This is a genomic window from Stenotrophomonas sp. KH_052, assembly GCF_057838755.1.
Genome location: NZ_CM174475.1, coordinates 3,877,981 through 3,893,808 on the forward strand (window position 1 = coordinate 3,877,981; position 15,828 = coordinate 3,893,808).

Sequence of the window (15,828 nt, forward strand, 5' to 3'; positions counted from 1 at the left end):
GGGGCGATCAGCCCTGGTAGTCGCGCACGTCGCTGCCGGTGTAGACCTGGCGCGGACGGCCGATCTTCATTTCCGGGTCAACCTGCTGTTCCAGCCAATGCGAGACCCAGCCGGAAGTACGGCCCAGAGCGAACATGACGGTGAACATTTCGGTCGGGATCTGCAGCGCCTTGTAGATGATGCCACTGTAGAAATCGACGTTCGGGTACAGCTTGCGGGCGACGAAGTACTCGTCCTGCAGCGCGGCCTGTTCCAGCTTCACGGCCACGTCCAGCAGCGGATCCTGCACGCCCAGCTGCTTGAGCACCTTGCCGGTCATCTCGCCGATGACCTTGGCGCGCGGGTCGAAGTTCTTGTAGACGCGGTGGCCGAAGCCCATCAGGCGGAAGCCGGAGGTCTTGTCCTTGGCCTTGAGCACAGCGGACTCGACATTGTCGGCAGTGCCGATCTCTTCCAGCATCTTCAGCACGGCTTCGTTGGCACCGCCGTGGGCCGGACCCCACAGCGCGGTGACGCCAGCGGCGACCGACGCGTACGGGTTGGCACCGGTCGAACCGACCAGGCGCACGGTCGAGGTCGAGGCGTTCTGCTCGTGGTCGGCGTGCAGGATGAACAGCAGGTCCAGCGCCTTGACCACGTCCGGGTTCAGATCGTACTGGCCATCAGCCGACTCGAAGGTCTGCTTCAGGAAGCGGCTGACGTAGTCCAGCGAGGTGTCCGGCTTGTTGGCCGGCAGGCCCTTGCCGTGGCGGTAGATCAGCGCCGACAGGGTCGGCACCTTGGCGATCAGGCGCACAGCGGCCTGGCGGCGCTGTTCGGCGTCGGACAGGTCCAGCGAGGCGTGGTAGATGCCCGACAGCTGCGCGATGGCGGCGGTCAGGATGGCCATCGGATGAGCATCCTTGGCGAAGCTGCCGATCAGGGTGTTAATCGACGGATCGACGTTGGCTTCAGCCGCCAGCTCGTCGGTGAAGGCCTTCAGCTGTTCGGCGCTCGGGCGCTCGCCGTTGATCAGCAGGTAGGCCACTTCGACGTAGCTCGACTTTTCCGACAACTGTTCGATCGGGTAGCCGCGGTACAGCAGCACGCCCTTGTCGCCGTCGATGTAGGTGATGGCGGACTTGCAGCTGGCCGTCGCGGTGAAACCGGAATCGTAGGTGAAGTACCCCGTTTCCTTGGTCAGCTTCGCGATGTCGACGCAGTCGTTGCCAAGGGTGGGTTTGATGACGGGCAGAACGACCGACTTATCGCCGGCGTTGAGCGTGACCTGATCAAGATCGGACACTGTGTGCGCTCCTTCATGGGAAGGCGCCTGCCCAAGCGCATTGGTCAGGCACGTGAATGACGTCCTCGGCCTGTGCCGGGGATCACGCCATTATCGCACAGCAGCATTTGCCCGGCGCTAGACAGAAGTCGTATACGACAGGCGGCCAGACGCCGGCCGTTGAGCGGCCCGGATCGGCAAAAGCGTTGTCATCCGAACGCAGTGTTCCGTCCATCCAAACGCCCGTTGGGTAGGCGTTGGGGAAAAACAAACGGCCGCGCAGAGCGCGGCCGTCGGTTCGAAGCTGGATCGACAGATCAGCGCGCGTAGCGCTTCTGGAACTTGTCGATGCGGCCCGAGGTATCGATGACCTTGTGCTTGCCCGTGTAGAACGGGTGCGAAGCAGAGGAAATTTCAACCTTCACCAGCGGGTAGTCGTTGCCGTCTTCCCACTTGATGGTTTCCTTCGTGCTCATGGTCGAGCGGGTCAGGATCTTGAAATCGGAGGTGACGTCATGGAAGACGACGTCGCGGTAGTTCGGATGGATATCGGCCTTCATGGGCTCACACCGTAAATGGGCTGGTGGTCAAGAGCGGCATTATAAGCACCGGTTGCCCCTCGGGGCAACCGGTTGCCGGCATCCGGCTCAGGCGGCGCCCAAGGCCTGGCGTACCAGGGCCTCGAAACGGGCCTGATCGTAGGCCATCAGCAGATCGCAGTTGTCCGGCTGGCCGGTCTGGCGGTTCCAGTCGACGATGGTGGCGCCGCGGCTGAACGTACCGTTCAGCTCCACGTTCAGCGGCCGCGACTCGACCTGCAGCTGCCCTTCCGGGTTCAGCGCCCAGGCCATGGCCAGTGCATCGGCGGTGTACCAGCGGCCACCCTTGCTGTCTTCGGACAGGCCACGGGTCTTGCGCGAGATCAGCTCGTAGAAGCGGGCGCGGTCAGAATCGGCCTGCAGCCATTTTTCGGCGTCCTGCAGCGGCAGGCCGTGGGCGACGGTGGCCTCCCAGTCCGACACCAGCAGGTGCTTGAACGAGGTGAACACCACGTGTGCCGCTTCCGGATCGAAGGCGATGTTGAATTCGGCGGCCGGGGTGATGTTGCCGTGGCAGGTGACCGCGCCGCCCATCACCACGATGCGCTTGATGCGCTCGGGCAGGGTCGGGTCCAGCTTCAGTGCCAGTGCCAGGTTGGTCAGCGGGCCAAGCATCACCAGCATCAGTTCGCCGGCGTGCTCGTGCGACAGGCGCAGGATGGCCAGCGCCGCGTGTTCGGCGTCGGCCTGGCGGCTCGGCGGTGGCAGATCAACGTCGCCGTAGCCGTCACGGCCATGCACGTGGGCGGCGTCGACGGAGGGATGAAGCAGCGGATCCGGGCTGCCGGCGAACACCGGCACGTCGGTGCGGCCGACGATGTCGCAGAGCTTGAGGGCGTTGCGGACGGTGTACTGCAGGCCGACATTGCCGGCGGCGATGGTCAGGGCGACCACGTCATGCCGTTCATCGGCAAAGGCCATCAGCAGGGCCAGGGCGTCGTCCACACCGGGGTCGGTGTCGATCAACAGGGGGATCTTGTGGGTCATCGTTGCCGTCTTCAGATCGGCAACGAAGTGTGGACCGGGATGATGACCGTTGCAAGTACGGGAGGTTGGGGTTCGGCAGGGCTGCGCCCTGCACCTGCAGAGGCCGGAGCAACGGCAAAAGCTGGTTTCCTGGGGATGGCGGGGTGGGTCCGGTTGCGGGGGACGCTGCAAGTACGTCCATGTAAGCTCGGTCGCCGCATCCATGCGGCTCACGCCCCCGCAACCGGACCCACCCCGCCTTTGACAGATTTCGCGACCTGTCGGAACGGCGTTCTGCTCTGGTAGGTGTCGACCTTGGCCGACACATCCACGCAATGCGTGGAGGAACATGTAAATGATCGAATCGGCTCTCTGTAGAGTCGAGCCACGCTCGACTCACGCGCGCAGCGCGAAAAGCGGCCGAGCGTGGGCTCGGCTCTACAGGGGGGGCGCGAAGGGCCGCCGGGCATGGCCCGGCACTACCGGTTCTTCGTGCGCTCCGTGCGCTTACGCCGAGGCGTAACGCACGGCGGTGCCGATCCAGCGTTGCACCACGCGATCGGCCAGCGCGGGTTGCTGGTCCAGCAGGCGCTCTGCCAGCTCATGCACGCCGGGCAACAGGCCGGCGTCGCGCGCAAGATCAGCGATGCGGAAACCGGCCAGGCCGGTCTGGCGGGTGCCGAGTAGTTCGCCGGGGCCGCGCAGTTCCAGATCCTTCTCGGCGATGACGAAGCCATCGTTGGTTTCGCGCATGGTCTGCAAACGCTCGCGCGCCATCTGCGAAAGCGGCGCCTGGTACAACAGCACGCAGCGCGAGACCGCCGAACCACGACCCACGCGGCCGCGCAGCTGGTGCAGCTGCGCCAGGCCGAGGCGCTCGGCGTTCTCGATCACCATCAGCGAGGCATTCGGTACGTCCACGCCCACTTCAATCACGGTGGTGGCCACCAGCAGGTCGATCTCGCCGGCCTTGAACGCCACCATCGTTGCCAGCTTTTCCGCCGCCTTCAGCCGGCCATGCACCAGCCCGACGCGCACACCCGGCAGCAGCGCCTGCAGCGATTCGTAGGTGGCCTGCGCCGGGGTGGCATCCAACTCTTCGCTTTCTTCAATGAGCGTGCACACCCAGTACACCTGTCGCCCTTCCTGGCAGGCCAGCGCGATGCGTTCGATCAGTTCCGGGCGGCGATCATTGTTCAATGCAACCGTCTGCACCGGCGTGCGGCCCGGTGGCAACTCATCGATGGCCGAGACATCCAGGTCCGCATACTCGGACATCGCCAGCGTGCGTGGAATCGGCGTGGCGGTCATCACCAGCTGGTGCGGCACGCTGTTGCCGCCCGCGCCCTTGTCGCGCAGCGCCAATCGCTGGTGCACGCCGAAGCGGTGCTGCTCGTCGACGATGGCCAGGGCCAGGTCCTGGAACACCACCGCCTCCTGCATCAGCGCGTGGGTGCCGACCACGACCTGCGCTTCGCCGTTGGCGACCTGCTCCATCACCTTGGCGCGCGCCTTGCCGGTAACCTTGCCGGCCAGCCAGGCGATGCGCACGCCGAGCGGCTCCAGCCAGCCGCGCAGGTTGTTGAGATGCTGCTCAGCCAGCAGTTCGGTAGGGGCAGCCAGTGCGACCTGCTTGCCCTGCTCCACCGCCAGCATCGCCGCCAGTGCGGCAACCACGGTCTTGCCGGAGCCGACGTCGCCCTGCACCAGCCGCAGCATCGGGCTGGGGCGGGCGAGATCTTCGCGGATCTGCTTGAACACACGCGCCTGTGCGCCGGTCAGCGCGAACGGCAGCTGCTTCAGCAGTGCCTTGGCCAGCTTGCCGGGACCGGCCAGCGGCGGCGCGTGGTGTGCCTGCAAGGCGATCCGCTGGCGACGCAGGCTGAGGTGGTGGGCCAGCAGCTCTTCCATTGCCAGCCGGCGCTGCGCCGGATGGGTGCCTGCGGCCAGCGCGGCCAGGTCGGCATCCGGCGGCGGCCGGTGCACGGTCAGCAGGGCGCTGCGCAGTGACGGCAGGCCGAGTCCATCCAGCCAGCCACTGGGCAGCAGTTCCAGCGTGCTTTCCTCGGGCAGGCGATCCAGCGCCTGGCCGATCAGCTTGCGCATGGTCATCGGGCCGACGCCTTCGACGGTGGGATACACCGGGTCGAGGCGGTCGCCGAGTTCGGGATCGTCGTTGCGGCCCAGCACCTGGTAGCTGGGGTGGACGATTTCCAGGCCGAGGTGGCCGGGTTTGGGCGTGCCGAAGCAGCGCAGCCGGTTGCCGACCGCGAACTGTCCGACCTGCTGCTGGCGGAAGTGGAAGAAGCGCAGCACCAGGGTGCCCTGCCCTTCGTCTTCCACCGCCACTTTCAGCATCGGCCGGTAGCGCATGCCGCGCTCGACCGCGACCACCCGCCCTTCCACCTGCGCCGGCACGCCGTTGCGCAGGTCTTCGATGCGGGTCAGCCGGGTCCGGTCTTCATAGCGCAGCGGCAGATGAAGCCAGAGATCCTGCAGGGTGGCCAGGCCACGCGCCTGCAGTTTGGCGGCCACGGCCGGACCGACGCCGGCGAGCATCGCAAGCGATGCTTCGCCGGACGGTGACAGGACCGGGGTGACCGCCGCCTTGCGTGCCACGTGGCGGTCAGTCGATGACCATCACCGCGTCGACCTCGAAGTTGGCGCCCTTCGGCAGGCCGGAGACTTCGATGGTGGAACGGGCCGGGAACGGGGCCTGGAAGTAGTCCTGCATGACGGCGTTGACCTTGGCGAACTCGCCCAGGTCGGTCAGGTACAGGCCAAGGCGCACGACCTTGTCCAGCGAGCCGCCGGCGGCTTCGGCAACCGCCTTGAGGTTGTCGAACGCACGACGGGCCTGGGCTTCGACGTCACCGGCGCCGACGATGTCACCGGTGGCCGGGTCGAGCGGAATCTGGCCGGAGAAATACACGGTGTTGCCGGCGCGCACGGCCTGCGAGTACGGGCCGATGGCGGCCGGGGCCTTTTCGGTGTTGATGATCTGGCGGGACATGGGTCGCTCCGGTGCTTTTGGGGGAAAACAGAGCGGTGATTGTACCGGGTGGGGGCGCATCCACGCATGGCGTGGATCTACCGCGCCGCTTCGGTAGTGCCGGCCGCTGGCCGGCAACTCCATGAACGTTTGCCGACATCGCGAGGTTGCCGGCCAGCGGCCGGCACTACCGGGAACATCCACGCATGGCATGGATCTACTGCAATGCAACCGGTAGCGACGGGCCATTCCCGGCGAGCGCGCAATCATCCACGCATTTGTGTGGACCTGCAGCGGGATTCAATGGGGTCAGAGCCCTCTCCGTTGGAGAGGGATCCGACCCCGGGTTCGTGTTACTGGCGGCGCACGGCCTGCACGACCGACAATCGGCGCAGGCGGCGCATCACTTCGGCCAGGTGGTTGCGGTCGCGCACCTGGATGTTGAACGCCAGCACGGCGGCGTTGAAGTCGCGGTCCAGGTAATCCACGCGCTCGATGTTGGAATGGCTCTGCGCGATGGCCGCGGCCAGCTGCGCCAGCACGCCGGTGCCGTTCTCCACTTCCACCACCAGCGAGGTGTCGTAGTCGCCGGAAACGGTGGTGTCCCAGCCGATCGGCACCCAGCGCTCGGGCGACTTGCGCAGCTCGGCCAGGTTCGGGCAGTCCATGCGGTGCACCACGATGCCCTTGCCGGCGGTGTGGTAGCCCATGATCTCGTCGCCGGGAATCGGCTGGCAGCAGCCGGCGAAGGTGACCACGCCGCGCTCGCTGCCGTTGATCAGGATCTTTTCCTGCGAGTGGTGGCGCGAATGCGGGCCGCCACGCAGTTCGGCGTAGGCCATCAGCGCCTGTGCCGCCTGGGTCGGCATCCAGTTGCCCAGCGCGACCTCGGCCAGCAGCGCCTCCAGACGCGGGAAGCGGTGCTCGGCCAGGAACGCATCCAGGCGTCCCTTCGGCAGCCGCTCCAGCGAGGAATCCATCGCTTCCAGCGCGCGGTCGAGCATGCGATGCCCCAGCTGCACGGCGTCTTCGTGCTCCAGCTGCTTGAGCTGGTGGCGGATGGCGGTGCGCGCCTTGCTGGTGACCACGAATTCCAGCCACTGCGGTTTCGGCGTGGCCGAGCGCGCGGTGATGATCTCCACCGACTGGCCCGACACCAGCTTGGTCCGCAACGGCACCAGCTTCTTGTCCACGCGCGAAGCGACCGCCATGTTGCCGACGTCGGTGTGCACGGCATAGGCGAAATCGAGCGCGGTGGAGTTGCGCGGCAGCGCCAGGATCTTGCCCTTTGGGGTGAACAGGTAGACCTCGTCCGGGAACAGGTCGACCTTGACGTTGTCGAGGAACTCCAGCGACGAACCGGCAGCACGCTGCGAGTCGATCAGTTCAACGATCCAGGCATGCGCGCGGCTCTGTGCGCTGTTGGGCGAATCACCACCGAACTTGTAGGTCCAGTGCGCGGCCACGCCGCGTTCGGCGATCAGGTCCATCTCCTCGGTACGGATCTGCACTTCGATCGGCGAGCCATACGGCCCGAACAGCACCGTGTGCAGCGACTGGTAGCCGTTGGCCTTGGGAATGGCGATGAAGTCGCGGAAGCGCCCATCCAGCGGCTTGAAGGTAGCGTGCACCGAACCCAGCGCGTGGTAGCAGCTGGGCACGCTGCGCACGACCAGGCGGAAACCGAACACATCCATCACCTGGTCGAAGGATTTGTTCTCTTCGTGCATCTTGTTGTAGATGCTCCACGGCGTCTTGATGCGGCTGACCAGGCGGTGCTCGATGCCCTCCTTGGCCAGGCGCTGCGACAACTGCACTTCCACCTGCGCCAGCGCCTCGCGGCGCACCACCGGCTGGCTGCGGATGTGCTTTTCCAGGATGGCATGGCGCCACGGATACAGCGCCTTGAACCCGAGGTTCTGCAGTTCGCTCTTGACCAGGCTCATGCCCAGGCGCTGGGCGATGGGCGCGTAGATCTCCAGCGTCTCGCGGGCGATGCGGCCACGTGCCTCGCGGCTCTGCGCGCCCAGCGTGCGCATGTTGTGCAGGCGGTCTGCCAGCTTGATCATGATCACGCGCAGGTCGCGCGACATCGCCAGCAGCATCTTGCGGAAGCTCTCGGCGGCAGCCTCCTGGCGGTCGCGGAACTTCAGCTTGTCCAGCTTGGTCACGCCGTCGACCAGCTCGGCCACGGCCTCACCGAACTCGGCCGACAGCGCCTCACGGGTCAGCGGGGTGTCTTCAATGGTGTCGTGCAGGATCGCGGCGATCAGCGCCTCCACGTCCAGGCCCAGCTCGGCCAGCACCTGGGCCACGGCCACCGGATGGGTGATATAGGGCTCGCCCGACTTGCGCGTCTGCCCAGCATGCGCGGCGGCGCCGACTTCCCAGGCGCGGCGCAGCAGCGGCAGCTGCTCGGGCGGCAGGTAGTGGGCGGCGCGTTCAAGCTGGAGGACGTAGTCGGGTACGGCGGCAGCGGGGACTGCGGCGACCTTGGCAGTGGGGCCTGGGTTCATGCCCGAAGCCTATGCCAGTGCGCCGTTTACGGCAAATCCTGAATGCGAAACAGCCCGCACGGGGCGGGCTGTTCGGCGTATCCAGCAATGACCTTGATCGATGCGATCAATCGTCGTTCTTGGACATGTCTTCGTCGGCGACCACTTCGGCGGCGGCCCACTCCAGCGCTTCGCGCTCGGCGCGCTCACGCTCGGCCTTCTCGACTTCGTCGATCAGCGCGTTGTCGATCTTGCGGGCGGCGATTTCGCGCAGTGCCAGCACGGTCGGCTTGTCCTCGGTCTCGCTGTTGTCCAGCGTGGCCTGCACGCCGTTGGCGAGCTGGCGGGCACGCTTGGAAGCCATCATGACCAGTTCGAAACGGTTGTTAACGACTTCCAGGCAATCTTCTACGGTGATGCGGGCCATACGGGCTCCCGGCGACCGGTCGGCCGCTCAGTCGAATGAGGGAAAGGGGACGGAGTGTACTGGCAGGGGCTGGACAAAATCAAGCCAACCCCCACCCGATTCTTTTGGAATCAGTCAGTTGCGCCCGGATCAGGGGTCAGCAGCGCCTGGATCAGGCCGGCGTGGCGGACCTTCTGGGCCTCCCGGCGCAGGCGGCTGGCGGTGAAGATGGCACACAGCTCGTCCACGGCGGTGTCGAACACCTCGTTGACGATGACGTAGTCGAACTCGTTGAAGTGCAGCATCTCGTCACGGGCGGCACCCAGGCGCTGGGCGATGACCGCCTCACTGTCCTGCCCGCGCTTGCGCATGCGGTCCTGCAGGGCCTGCTTGGACGGCGGCAGGATGAACACGGTGACCGTGCCCGGCACCAGCTGGCGTACCTGCTGCGCCCCCTGCCAGTCGATCTCCAGCAGCACGTCCTGGCCGGCAGCGAGCTGCGGTTCCACCGACTGGCGGGCGGTGCCCTTCCAGTCGCCGTGCACCCAGGCATGCTCGAAGAAGTCGCCGGCGGCGATCATCTGCTCGAACTTCTCGGCACTGACGAAGTGGTAGTGCTTGCCGTTCACTTCACCCGGGCGCATGGCGCGCGAAGTGAAGGAGATCGACAGGGCGATCTGCGGATCACGCGCCAGGGTGGCATTGACGATGCTGCTCTTGCCGGCACCGGAGGGGGCGGCAACGATGTACAGCGTGCCGCGCGCAACGGCGTCCGACGGCTTCGACGGGGCGCTCATGCGCGGAACCCAACTGGTTGATTTCGCAAAATTTTTCCTCAGTGTTCCAGATCCGGCGCGGAGGATCGCGCCAGGACGGCGGGGGCTGCGCGGAACATCCTGGAACCAGGCCCGGCAGACGGCTCCCCGGGGTGCGGGCACGCAACTTTAGCAGAGGCGCCCCTTTCCGCGCCCGGCCAGCGGGCTGCCGGGCCTTGTGCCACATGGGCGTGCGGGGGCCTGTGCTATAACCGGGCCGTACCCACCGACAGCCCGGAGGCCTGCGCCTCCTCGCCATCCCAGGAGAACGGCATGCCCTCGATGAGCCGCCGCCAGTTCCTGAAAGTGACCGGGACAACCCTGGTCGGCTCCAGTCTGGCATTGATGGGCTTCGCGCCCGGCATCGCGCTCGCGGAGGTCAGGCAGTACAAGCTGACCCGCGCGACCGAGACCCGCAACACCTGTACATACTGTTCGGTGGCCTGCGGCATCCTGATGTACAGCCTCGGCGATGGCGCCAAGAACGCCGAGCCGAGCATCTTCCATATCGAGGGCGACCCGGACCATCCGGTCAACCGAGGCACGCTGTGCCCGAAGGGTGCCGGACTGGCCGACATCATCCACAGCAAGTCGCGCCTGCTCTACCCCGAGTACCGCGCGCCGGGCTCGAACGAGTGGAAGCGGCTGAGCTGGGACGATGCGCTGGACCGCATCGCGCGGCTGATGAAGGAAGACCGCGATGCCAACTTCGTGCAGCAGAACGAAGCCGGGCAGACGGTCAACCGCTGGCTGACCACCGGCATGCTGGCCGCCTCGGCCACCAGCAATGAAACCGCGGTGCTGACCCACAAGGTCGTGCGCTCCCTTGGCATGTTGGCATTCGACAACCAGGCACGTGTCTGACACGGCCCGACGGTGGCAGGTCTTGCCCCGACGCTAGGCCGTGGTGCGATGACGAATCACTGGGTCGACATCAAGAATGCCGACCTGGTGCTGATCATGGGTGGCAATGCCGCCGAGGCGCATCCGTGCGGGTTCAAATGGGTGACCGAGGCCAAGGCCCACAACAAGGCCCGGCTGATCGTGGTCGATCCGCGTTTCAACCGCTCGGCCGCGGTGGCCGACGTGTACGCGCCGATCCGCACCGGCACCGACATCGTGTTCCTGGGCGGCCTGATCAACTACCTGTTGACCGAGGACCGCATCCAGCACGAGTACGTGCTGAACTACACCGACATGTCGTTCCTGGTGAAGGACGAATTCGCCTTCAAGGACGGCCTGTATTCGGGCTACAACGAAGAGAAGCGCAGCTACGACCGTTCCAGCTGGGACTACGTGTATGGCGATGATGGCTTCGTGCGCAGCGACCCGACGCTGAAGGACCCACGCTGCGTCTACACCCTGCTCAAGCAGCACTACGCGCGCTACACCGTGGAGATGGTCGAACGCATCTGCGGCACGCCGGCCGACAGCATCCGCCAGGTCTGGGACATGATCGCGTCCACCGCCGGCAAGGACAAGGCGATGACCATCCTGTACGCGCTGGGCTGGACGCAGCACTCGGTGGGTGCGCAGAACGTGCGCGCCGGCACCATGGTGCAGCTGCTGCTGGGCAACATCGGCGTGGCCGGCGGTGGCATGAACGCGCTGCGCGGGCATTCCAACATCCAGGGCCTGACCGACATCGGCCTGATGTCCGACCTGCTGCCCGGCTACCTGACCCTGCCGAAGCAGGACGAGCAGGACTACGACGCCTACATCGCCAAGCGCACGCAGAAGCCGCTGCGCGCCAACCAGATGTCGTTCTGGCAGAACTACCCGAAGTTCCACGTCAGCCTGATGAAGTCGTGGTGGGGCGACGCCGCCACTGCGGACAACAACTGGTGCTTCGACCATCTGCCCAAGCTCGACAAACCGTACGACATGCTGCAGGCGTACGAGCTGATGAACGAAGGCAAGATCCACGGCTACATCTGCCAGGGCTTCAACCCGCTGGCCTCGGCGCCGAACAAGGGCAAGCTGATCAGTGCGTTCTCCAAGCTGAAGTTCATGGTCAGCATGGACCCGCTGGAAACCGAGACCATCGCGTTCTGGCAGAACCACGGCGCACTGAACGACGTCGACCCGGGCACGATCCAGACCGAAGTGTTCCGCCTGCCGACCACCTCGTTCGCCGAGGAAAACGGCGCGGTGGTGAATTCCTCGCGCTGGCTGCAGTGGCACTGGAAGGGGGCCAATCCGCCGGGCGAAGCGCGCAGCGACATCGAGATCATGTCCGAGCTGTTCCATCGCATCAAAGCGATGTACGAAAAGGACGGTGGTGCGTGGTGGGATTCGGTGCGCGACCTGGCCTGGAAGTATTCCAACCCGGAACTGCCGACGCCGGAAGAACTGGCGATGGAGTACAACGGCAAGGCACTGGTGGACGTGTTCGATCCGAAGGACCCGACCAAGCTGGTGCGCAAGGCCGGCGAGCAGCTGGCCGCATTTGGCGACCTGCGCGACGACGGCAGCACCGCCTCCGGCTGCTGGATCTACATCGGTGCCTGGGGCCCGACCGGCAACATGATGGCGCGGCGTGACAACAGCGACCCCACCGGCATCGGCAACACGCTGGGCTGGGCTTGGGCGTGGCCGGCCAATCGCCGCGTGATGTACAACCGCGCCTCGTGCGACGTGGCCGGCCAGCCGTTCGACCCGCGCCGCACGCTGCTGGCATGGAATGGGAAAAACTGGGGCAGCGTGGACGTGCCGGACTTCAAGGCCGACGAAGATCCCGCAGGCGGGATGGGGCCGTTCATCATGAACCCGGAAGGCATCGCCCGCTTCTTCGCCAAGGCCGGCATGGCCGAGGGGCCGTTCCCGGAGCACTACGAACCGTTCGATACGCCGCTGCGCAGCAACCCGCTCAGCCCCGGCCAGGCACTGACGCTGAACAACCCGGCGGCCCGCGTGTTCGCCAGCGATCGCGCACAGATCGGTTCGCCGGATGAGTTCCCGCATGTAGCCACCACTTACCGGCTGACCGAGCATTTCCACTTCTGGACCAAGCACGGCAAGCTCAACGCCATCATCCAGCCCGAGCAGTTCGTCGAGATCGGCGCGGCCCTGGCCGACGAGCTGGGCATCAACAACGGCAGCCGTGTGCGGGTCAGTTCCAAGCGCGGCCACATCGAAGCGGTGGCGATGGTGACCAAGCGCATCAAGGCCCTGCAGATTGATGGCAAAACCGTGCACCAGGTGGGCGTGCCGATCCACTGGGGCTTCCTCGGTGCGGCCAAGCCCGGATACATCGCCAATACGCTGACCAACGCCATCGGTGACGGCAATTCGCAGACGCCGGAGTCGAAGTGCATCCTGGTCAAGGTCGAGAAGGTGTAGGAGACACGCCATGTCACTGCAATCCCTGGATATCATCCGCCGCTCGGCCACCACCACGCCCTCGCCGGAGGCACGTGGTGCGCATACCGGCCAGGTCGCCAAGCTGATCGATGTGAGCAAGTGCATCGGCTGCAAGGCCTGCCAGGTCGCCTGCATGGAGTGGAACGACCTGCGCGACGAGGTCGGCAGCTGCGTTGGCAGCTACGACAACCCGCCCGACCTGAGCGACCAGTCGTGGACGGTGATGAAGTTCCGCGAGTACGAGGACGAGAAGGGCAAGCTGGAGTGGCTGATCCGCAAGGAAGGCTGCATGCATTGCGCCGACCCGGGATGCCTGAAGGCCTGCCCGTCGCCGGGTGCGATCATCCAGTACGCCAACGGTATCGTCGACTTCCAGGAAGAGAACTGCATCGGCTGCGGCTACTGCGTGACCGGCTGCCCGTTCGACGTGCCGCGCATTTCCAAGAAGGACCACAAGGCCTACAAGTGCACGCTGTGTTCGGACCGGGTGGCGGTGGGCCAGGAACCGGCCTGCGTGAAGACCTGCCCGACCGGTGCGATCACCTTCGGCAGCAAGCAGGCGATGACCGAGCATGCCGCCGGGCGCGTGGAAGACCTGAAATCCCGTGGCTACGAGAACGCTGGTCTGTACGACCCGCAGGGCGTGGGTGGCACCCATGTGATGTATGTGCTGCAGCACGTGAACAAGCCCGAGCTGTACGCCGACCTGCCCAAGGACCCGCGCATCAGCCCGATGGTGGAAGTGTGGAAGGGCGTCGCCAAACCGCTGGGCGTGCTGGCGATTGCCGCCACCGCCTTCGCCGGCTTCCTGCATTACATCGGCATCGGCCGCAACACGGTGAACGATGAGGAAGAGGAGGAGGCCGAGCACGAGGCGAAGAAGATCGAAGAGGAGCAGCGGCCATGAAGTACGCCCCGCACCCGCGGCAGATCGTGCGCTACCGCGCGCCGACCCGCATCAACCACTGGATCGTGGCGATCTGCTTCGTGCTGACGGCGCTGTCCGGGCTGGCCCTGTTCCACCCTGCCCTGTTCCCGCTGACCCAGCTGTTCGGCGGGGGGCCGTGGACGCGCATCCTGCACCCGTTCATCGGCCTGGTGATGGTGGTGGGCTTCGCCTTGCTGGCGTTCCGCATGTGGCGCGACAACCTGCCGACCGCCGACGATGGCAAGTGGATGCGCGGCATGCGCGATGTGCTGCGCAACGAGGACGAGAAACTGCCGCCGGTAGGCCGCTTCAATGCCGGCCAGAAGCTGCTGTTCTGGGCCATCATCGGTTGCCTGTCGGCGTTGCTGCTGACCGGCTTCGTGATCTGGCGGCAGTACTTCAGCCACTTCTTCCCGATCGGGGTGATCCGCTTCTCGGTGCTTGCCCATGCGCTGTTCGGCTGGGTGCTGATCTGCGCGATCGTGGTGCACATCTACGCGGCGATCTGGATCAAGGGTTCGGTGCGGGCGATGACCCAGGGCAAGGTGACCTATGGGTGGGCGTACAAGCACCACCGGCAGTGGTTCCGGGACATCCTGCGCGGACGGCGGGGAGAGGGTTGACGGCAGGGCCTGCGGCCCTGCACCCGCAAAATCAACGTCAACGTCAACGGCAAAAGCGGGTTTCCTGGGGATGGCGGAGTGGGTCCGGTTGCGGGGGACGCTGCAAGTACGTCCATGTAAGCTCGGTCGCCGCATCCATGCGGCTCACGCCCCCGCAACCGGACCCACCCCGCCTTCGACAGTTTCCTGCGATCTGTCGGGACGGCGTTCTGCGTTGCTCTTGGTGGGTGTCGACCTTGGTCGACACGATGAACACGGCAGCAACCGATGGGGTCAGATCCGTTTTCCAGAGGAAAACGGATCTGACCCCAACCTTTCAAATGGCCGGCAGCACGCTGGACGCCAGCGCCGACAACGGCGAGGATGGAGGCTGGTTCTTCCGGCTGGCCCTGCATGGCGCAACGCATCCTTGAACCCGGTGAAATCGAGACGCTGGCCTCGCGCGATGTTCCGCGCATCATCCTGCCCGATGCTGCGTCCCTGTTCTCCGATCGCGCAGCACGCCTGCGCAGCCTGGCCGCGCACAGTGCCATCGGCGGTTACCTGCAGTTGCTGGCGGCGTTGGCCGAAGCGCAGCAGGCGCTGCTGGATGAATTGACGCCGCAGCAACGTGAAGCGCTGCAGGTACAGGCGCGCGCGCAGCAGTCGAGCGCTGCGGCCGGCGCCGGCATGCCGCTGCGTCCCGCCAACACCCTGCAGCTCGACGACCGCTGGCGCGGATGGTTGCGCACGCTGTGCCAACACTGTGCCGATGAAGCCGGCCTGCCGGCGGAAACCCGCCAGGAACTGCAACGCGTTGCCGCTGCCGATGACGCGTGGCTGGATGCGCAGGCGCACGCGGTGCTGGAGCGGGACGACGCGCCGTCGCTGGATGCGGTGGCTGCGCTGCTGGTGATGACGGCGCTGCAGGTGTACTGGGTGGTATTGGCCGAGAGCTTCCGCCCGGCCGATCTGAAGCCGCTGGCCGATGCACCCGGGCTGTGCCCGCTGTGCGGCACCCTGCCGGTGGTAAGCGTGGTGCAGGCACGCCCACCCTATGCGTCCTATCGCTACCTGTCGTGCGCGTTGTGCGCCTGCCAGTGGCACTACGTGCGCGTGCAGTGCAGCCAATGCGGCACCGCCGGCAAGGACATCGCCTACCGTGCACTGGCCGATGTGGATGGCGACGCCGGCCACGCCGTGCGCGAAAGCGCAGTGCGCGCCGAGACCTGCGACCACTGCCACAGTTACCGCAAGATCCTGTACCTGGAAAAAGACCCGATGCTGGAACCGGTGGCCGACGATCTGGGCACCCTCGCACTGGACCTGCTGCTGGGCGAGGAAGGCTACGCGCGTGCCAGCCAGAACCCGCTGCTGTGGCAGGCCGACGGCGACTGA

Annotated in this window: 13 protein-coding genes; 5 read left to right on the forward strand and 8 right to left on the reverse strand. The window is 66.0% G+C overall.

What is annotated here, in order from left to right; translation table 11 throughout:
* Positions 1-7: 7 nt before the first annotated feature.
* From AC3ITW_RS17765 to gmk, 8 genes are all read right to left on the reverse strand, one after another.
* Positions 8-1,285 (reverse strand): citrate synthase, encoded by a 1,278-nt coding sequence (locus AC3ITW_RS17765; RefSeq protein ID WP_489389802.1) that lies wholly within the window; start codon positions 1,283-1,285, stop codon positions 8-10.
* 296 nt (positions 1,286-1,581) lie between these two features.
* On the reverse strand, positions 1,582-1,824 hold the full coding sequence (locus AC3ITW_RS17770) for a type B 50S ribosomal protein L31 (RefSeq protein WP_006389217.1): 243 nt from the start codon (positions 1,822-1,824) through the stop codon (positions 1,582-1,584).
* Positions 1,825-1,911: 87 nt separating this feature from the next.
* Complete coding sequence (locus AC3ITW_RS17775) at positions 1,912-2,850, reverse strand: nucleoside hydrolase (RefSeq protein WP_489389803.1); 939 nt, start codon at positions 2,848-2,850, stop codon at positions 1,912-1,914.
* Between the two features lie 486 nt (positions 2,851-3,336).
* On the reverse strand, positions 3,337-5,448 hold the full coding sequence (gene recG, locus AC3ITW_RS17780; RefSeq protein WP_065723802.1) for an ATP-dependent DNA helicase RecG: 2,112 nt from the start codon (positions 5,446-5,448) through the stop codon (positions 3,337-3,339).
* Positions 5,449-5,455: 7 nt separating this feature from the next.
* Positions 5,456-5,842 (reverse strand): RidA family protein, encoded by a 387-nt coding sequence (locus tag AC3ITW_RS17785; protein ID WP_012511991.1) that lies wholly within the window; start codon positions 5,840-5,842, stop codon positions 5,456-5,458.
* Positions 5,843-6,174: 332 nt separating this feature from the next.
* A complete protein-coding gene (locus tag AC3ITW_RS17790; RefSeq protein WP_006389575.1) occupies positions 6,175-8,337 on the reverse strand; it encodes a RelA/SpoT family protein in 2,163 nt (720 codons plus the stop codon).
* A 106-nt stretch (positions 8,338-8,443) separates the two neighbouring features.
* Positions 8,444-8,743, reverse strand: a complete 300-nt coding sequence (gene rpoZ, locus AC3ITW_RS17795; protein WP_005410877.1) for a DNA-directed RNA polymerase subunit omega — start codon at positions 8,741-8,743, stop codon at positions 8,444-8,446.
* A gap of 110 nt (positions 8,744-8,853) precedes the next feature.
* The gene (gene gmk / locus AC3ITW_RS17800) at positions 8,854-9,519 is read right to left on the reverse strand and encodes a guanylate kinase (protein ID WP_006389578.1); all 666 of its coding nucleotides are present in this window, start codon (positions 9,517-9,519) and stop codon (positions 8,854-8,856) included.
* 291 nt (positions 9,520-9,810) lie between these two features.
* Between gmk and fdnG the strand changes: the two genes are divergently transcribed.
* From fdnG to fdhE, 5 genes are all read left to right on the forward strand, one after another.
* The gene (gene fdnG / locus AC3ITW_RS17805) at positions 9,811-12,879 is read left to right on the forward strand and encodes a formate dehydrogenase-N subunit alpha (RefSeq protein WP_489389804.1); all 3,069 of its coding nucleotides are present in this window, start codon (positions 9,811-9,813) and stop codon (positions 12,877-12,879) included.
* 10 nt (positions 12,880-12,889) lie between these two features.
* A complete protein-coding gene (fdxH, locus tag AC3ITW_RS17810; RefSeq protein WP_012511993.1) occupies positions 12,890-13,807 on the forward strand; it encodes a formate dehydrogenase subunit beta in 918 nt (305 codons plus the stop codon).
* Positions 13,804-14,451: a formate dehydrogenase subunit gamma gene (locus tag AC3ITW_RS17815; protein ID WP_006389639.1), complete on the forward strand. Its 648-nt coding sequence runs from the start codon at positions 13,804-13,806 to the stop codon at positions 14,449-14,451. Before fdxH ends, AC3ITW_RS17815 begins: the two co-directional genes overlap by 4 nt.
* A gap of 248 nt (positions 14,452-14,699) precedes the next feature.
* Positions 14,700-14,864 carry a hypothetical protein gene (locus AC3ITW_RS17820; RefSeq protein WP_153676075.1) on the forward strand — a complete coding sequence of 55 codons (165 nt, stop codon included), beginning with the start codon at positions 14,700-14,702 and terminating at the stop codon, positions 14,862-14,864.
* The gene (gene fdhE, locus AC3ITW_RS17825) at positions 14,845-15,828 is read left to right on the forward strand and encodes a formate dehydrogenase accessory protein FdhE (RefSeq protein ID WP_012511995.1); all 984 of its coding nucleotides are present in this window, start codon (positions 14,845-14,847) and stop codon (positions 15,826-15,828) included. Before AC3ITW_RS17820 ends, fdhE begins: the two co-directional genes overlap by 20 nt.

What these genes read in the sequence shown, in the direction of transcription:
- AC3ITW_RS17770 (WP_006389217.1), bottom strand. Translation starts at nt 1,824, where the DNA reads ATGAAGGCCGATATCCATCCGAACTACCGCGACGTCGTCTTCCATGAC.
- AC3ITW_RS17815 (WP_006389639.1), top strand. Translation starts at nt 13,804, where the DNA reads ATGAAGTACGCCCCGCACCCGCGGCAGATCGTGCGCTACCGCGCGCCG.
- fdxH (WP_012511993.1), top strand. Translation starts at nt 12,890, where the DNA reads ATGTCACTGCAATCCCTGGATATCATCCGCCGCTCGGCCACCACCACG.
- rpoZ (WP_005410877.1), bottom strand. Translation starts at nt 8,743, where the DNA reads ATGGCCCGCATCACCGTAGAAGATTGCCTGGAAGTCGTTAACAACCGT.
- AC3ITW_RS17785 (WP_012511991.1), bottom strand. Translation starts at nt 5,842, where the DNA reads ATGTCCCGCCAGATCATCAACACCGAAAAGGCCCCGGCCGCCATCGGC.
- AC3ITW_RS17775 (WP_489389803.1), bottom strand. Translation starts at nt 2,850, where the DNA reads ATGACCCACAAGATCCCCCTGTTGATCGACACCGACCCCGGTGTGGAC.
- fdhE (WP_012511995.1), top strand. Translation starts at nt 14,845, where the DNA reads ATGGCGCAACGCATCCTTGAACCCGGTGAAATCGAGACGCTGGCCTCG.
- gmk (WP_006389578.1), bottom strand. Translation starts at nt 9,519, where the DNA reads ATGAGCGCCCCGTCGAAGCCGTCGGACGCCGTTGCGCGCGGCACGCTG.
- AC3ITW_RS17790 (WP_006389575.1), bottom strand. Translation starts at nt 8,337, where the DNA reads ATGAACCCAGGCCCCACTGCCAAGGTCGCCGCAGTCCCCGCTGCCGCC.
- AC3ITW_RS17820 (WP_153676075.1), top strand. Translation starts at nt 14,700, where the DNA reads ATGAACACGGCAGCAACCGATGGGGTCAGATCCGTTTTCCAGAGGAAA.